The sequence below is a fragment of the Candidatus Zixiibacteriota bacterium genome (assembly GCA_018820315.1).
Classification (GTDB): Bacteria; Zixibacteria; MSB-5A5; order JAABVY01; family JAHJOQ01; genus JAHJOQ01.
This window is the reverse complement of record JAHJOQ010000150.1, coordinates 1-4,293: the sequence shown is the minus strand read 5'-3', so window position 1 is coordinate 4,293 and position 4,293 is coordinate 1. Positions and strand designations below refer to the sequence as shown.

Here is a 4,293-nt window from a genome sequence, read left to right as displayed (position 1 = left end):
TGTTGAAAAACCCTAAATGATGTCATTGCGAGCGAAGCGTGGCAATCTCTGTGTGCCTTAAGTGTGCAGGCAGAGGCTGTGCCTCTGCGTTCTTCCATGCGATATTCACAGGAGCACAGCTCCTGTGTGCACTTTGATGCGACATAGAGATCGCCACGTCGCTTCACTCCTCGCGATGACGACGTTCCGCGGTCCGTGACTTTTTCAACATGCCCTTTCGTCGGTATGACGTCTTTCCCCAGCGCTGGTACTGTCATCCTCCGCGATGCTCGGCAGGCAAGGATCATGACCTACTATACTGCAGTTTCAACCCTTGATATACTATGCGAGAAATCCGGTGCGATAGACGCATTGATCTAATACGCCACTGCCGTCACGACAATGTTGACGTGCATGTGTCCGAAGTCGATGCTTTCTGTCTGTCCGTCAGGCAATTTGATTTTGTCAGTTGTCTTTCCTCCGGAGAGATAAACGCCGGCCTGAAAATGCTTCGCGAACTCGTAGCCTCCACCTACAATGTAAGCTATGCCGGGATCATTCATTTCGTACCCTTTCACTTTCCAGGCAAACGCGCCAACGCCTACAACGCTGAAAAAGGATTTTCCGAGAGGTCCGAAATAATGATACCACGCTGCACCGCCGAACGTCTGGGCAGACTTTCCGTCGAGATCATCCGAAGAGTTGAACACGTCGGATGTATACGCGCATCCATTTCCTTCGTAGACTATCATGTTGTATTCATCCCAGGCGTATCCGATTATGAAATGACCGCCGACTCCGACATTGGATTCGTCGGTCGCACCTCCCGGGATGTTGGAAATCACGTTCGTGGGAACATCAACAGACCACTTCGCAGTAGCGGCTACTCCCAATCCACCACCTACAACGAACCCCTTGCGCAGCCCGTCGAATCCGAAAACTGTGCTCTGCAGCAGGAGCATAAACAGCACCGCTGCTACCAAAGTACGTCTCATTGTTCCTCCCTTGATTGGACTCTTGGTCAACGATAGCACTGTCGCGGGCCTCTGTCAATGTCAATTTGAGAGCAATAGAGCATACTCACTGAAAAATCGTGATTGCCAAGTTGCTCCGTTCCTCGCGTTGACTGGAGAGATAATGTCAATAGGCACGTTATTCAGTATGGCAGTTAAACTTGCGCATGATCGGTTAATTTAGGCCGGAACTTTTGTTGCCATTTTCCTCTTAGAACCGTATAGAATGTTAGAGACATGCGGCTTGTGGAACAGGATCGGCGTTGTAAAAGTCGATCCCAAACGGAAGCCGTGTGTACAAGAAGGCAGGAGGTTCCAAGTGAAGAAGATGACTACAACAATACTGGCGGCATTGGTCTGCTCCGTGTACATTCTGTCCGGAGTAGCTGCAGTTGCGGGTGAAGTGGGCAAAATCCCCCTTTCCACAAAGTCAGATAGAGCACTGGAGTACTATCTGAGAGGCCGCAGCCTCGCTGAGAAACTGCGAGGCCAGGAATCGAGACGGTATTTTCAGGAAGCTATAAATGAGGATCCGAATTTCGCGATGGCGTATTTCCAATTAGCATTTGCTCAGCCATCGACAAAGGGCTTCTTCGAGAGTTTCAACAAGGCGCTATCCCTTATCGACAACGTATCAGAAGGTGAGAAACTGATGATCCTTGGGTCGGAAGCGGGAGACATCAATCGCGATCCGACGACACAACGAAAGCTGTTCAGACAGTTGGTCGACATATATCCAAATGACGAGCGGGCTCACAATCTTCTGGCGAATCACTACTTCGGCCAGCAGATGTATGAACTTGCCATCATAGAGTACGAGCGGGTCATCAAGATCAATCCGACTTTCTCGCAATCGTACAACCAGCTCGGATATGCATATCGCTTTCTTGGACGATACGATGATGCCGAGCAAGCGTTTAAGAACTATATCGAGCTTATTCCGGATGACCCCAACCCGTATGATTCTTACGCCGAGTTACTGATGAAGATGGGGAGGTTTGAAGAGTCCATTGCCAACTACAAGAAGGCACTCAAAGTCAATCCCGACTTCGCTTTTTCCCATGTGGGGATAGCCTCGAATCTCACATACATGGGAGATCACAGAGCAGCGCTGAAGCGGCTTCAGAAGATGTATGATGCTTCTCTGGATGACGGTCAACGACGAATAGCTCTCGCCAGTATGGCAGTATGTTATGTGGATAGCGGCGAGATTGATCTGGCGCTTGCGCAGCTGAGAAGGCAACTGAAACTTGCTGAAGCGATTAATGATACTGCTGCGATGGCAAACGACAACGGCATCATTGCATTTGTGCAGATCGAGACAGGAGAGTCAGGCGATGCGAAAGCCAATTTCGATAAGGCTCTTGCTTTGATCGAAGAATCATCATTGTCAGATGAGGTTAAGGATCTGGCCAGGCTCGGTTATTTGTTCAGTATGGCGAGAGTTCATATTGTGAATGGGAACCTGGAAGAGGCTAAGGTGAACGCGACGGAGTATGCCAATCGAGCCGGTGCTGCGCACAATCCCCTGCAAGTACGGCAGGCGCACCAGTTGATGGGCATGATCGCTCTGGAGGAAGCAGATTTCAGGACCGCCATTCAGGAGTTTATGCAGTCCGATCAGCAGAATCCGTACAATTTCTACAGAATGGCAATCGCTTACGAGGGGTCCGGAGACCGGGAGAAGGCGAGGGAGCTTTATGACAAAGCTGCGAACTACAACATAGTCAATAACTTCAACTACGCTCTCATCAGAATTAAGGCCAGGGAGAAACTGGCCTTATTATAGAAGCATGCGCTGAAATGGTATGGTGGCGGGGTCGATTGCGGTTCCGCCTTTTCTATGGTTAAAACTTCTGGATCTATATGCCTCCGCAGTAACAGGTTTGCCACTAAGAAGGTTCGTCAGGGAAACTCACGGTGCAAGCCGATCTCGTGCCGCCACAAATAGCTTGAAATTCGGTGATTCCGCTACTATACTTCCTCCATGGAAAAGCAAAATGTATTTCCCGATGATGAACGCCGGCCGCAATATGCCGGGAGCTTCTATCCCGCTGATCCGCTGGAATTGATGAGAGGCATAACTCAATACTATTATGAGAGTGTGAAAAAGCACATCGACGGCGAGATCAAGTCGATTGTCTCACCACACGCGGGGTATATGTATTCGGGCAGAGTCGCGGCTGCAGGTTTCAAGTTACTTGAGGGAATGAAATTTGATGTTGTAGTGGTCATTTCGCCGTCACATGGCAGTCTCTTTCAGGGAGCATCGATATACAATGGAGGGGCCTACGTCACACCTCTCGACAAGCTTTATGTTGATCTGGATCTCGCGATAAGAATGGCCAACATCAACCCTTCCAAAGTATACCTTTCTACCAAGGGGCACACAGGCGGTGCCGTAGATCGCGCTGAGCATGCGCTTGAAGTGCAGTTGCCGTTTCTCCAGATCGTACTCGGAGATTTCAAGCTGATCCCGATTGTCATGGGCGATCAGGAGAAGGATACCTGCATTGCGCTCGCCGAAATACTATCCGGCACGCTTCATGATCGCAAGGCTCTGATCGTTGCGTCGTCTGATCTGTCGCACTATCATTCCGCCGGCGAGGCAGCTATACTCGACAGCGTTGTATTGTCAAATGTAGAGAGCTACAATACAGACGGCCTATATCACGCAATCAGTCGCGGGGATTGCGAAGCATGTGGTGTGGGACCGACAGTGGCGGCAATGGTAGCGGCGCGAAAATTGGGCGCGGACAGATCTGAAGTAATCAAGTATGCTCACAGCGGTGAGACTTCCGGCGATATGGATGCAGTTGTAGGCTATATGTCTGCAGTGCAGTACAAGTCTCGTGAGGTCAAGACGTACACCATCGGCTGACCCGCAGAAAATGATGTTGCTGACGCTTCCGTGGCAAGAATTTCGTTGCCAAAGCAAGGTTTTTTGATAAATTGGGGAGTTCAATCGGGGTATGAGCGTAGATGCTGCCCCACGTGAGAGATTATACGGCCCTATCGTCTAGTGGTCCAGGACGGGTGGTTCTCAGCCATCAAACGGGGGTTCGATTCCCCCTAGGGCTACCAAATAGAAATGCCTGCATGTAAAATCTTGCAGGCATTGTTGCATCAGTCGCGTAGGTCAAAACCCCTGCGGTTTTGACATCTTGTCTATCCTGCCCCCAGTCGCGTAGGGTGGAACGTGTTCCAGCCTACCTTGCTCGGCGATGCCATAGATCGTTGTCAACGATGCAAGTGAACAGAGAGGTGGACTATCTACGGCCGGCAACGCATAACTCAGCTG

General features: G+C 50.3%; 4 protein-coding genes and 1 tRNA gene. 3 read left to right on the top strand and 2 right to left on the bottom strand.

Going from position 1 to position 4,293, the window contains the following annotated elements:
- Positions 1–257, bottom strand: a 257-nt coding sequence (locus tag KKH67_14620) for a hypothetical protein (GenBank protein ID MBU1320414.1), incomplete at its 3' end; no start/stop codon positions are given.
- 99 nt (positions 258–356) lie between these two features.
- Positions 357–974 (bottom strand): hypothetical protein, encoded by a 618-nt coding sequence (locus KKH67_14615; GenBank protein ID MBU1320413.1) that lies wholly within the window; start codon positions 972–974, stop codon positions 357–359.
- Positions 975–1,311: 337 nt separating this feature from the next.
- Here KKH67_14615 and KKH67_14610 point away from each other — a divergent pair, with 337 nt between their 5' ends.
- The 3 genes from KKH67_14610 (at position 1,312) to KKH67_14600 (ending at position 4,076) form a co-directional block, all read left to right on the top strand.
- A complete protein-coding gene (locus KKH67_14610; GenBank protein MBU1320412.1) occupies positions 1,312–2,781 on the top strand; it encodes a tetratricopeptide repeat protein in 1,470 nt (489 codons plus the stop codon).
- Between the two features lie 198 nt (positions 2,782–2,979).
- Positions 2,980–3,873 (top strand): AmmeMemoRadiSam system protein B, encoded by an 894-nt coding sequence (gene amrB, locus KKH67_14605; protein MBU1320411.1) that lies wholly within the window; start codon positions 2,980–2,982, stop codon positions 3,871–3,873.
- Positions 3,874–4,000: 127 nt separating this feature from the next.
- A tRNA-Glu gene (locus tag KKH67_14600) sits at positions 4,001–4,076 on the top strand.
- Positions 4,077–4,293: the final 217 nt, after the last annotated feature.

Bases quoted from the DNA above. Each gene is read 5' to 3' on its own strand.
- amrB (MBU1320411.1), top strand. From the start codon at position 2,980: ATGGAAAAGCAAAATGTATTTCCCGATGATGAACGCCGGCCGCAATAT.
- KKH67_14615 (MBU1320413.1), bottom strand. From the start codon at position 974: ATGAGACGTACTTTGGTAGCAGCGGTGCTGTTTATGCTCCTGCTGCAG.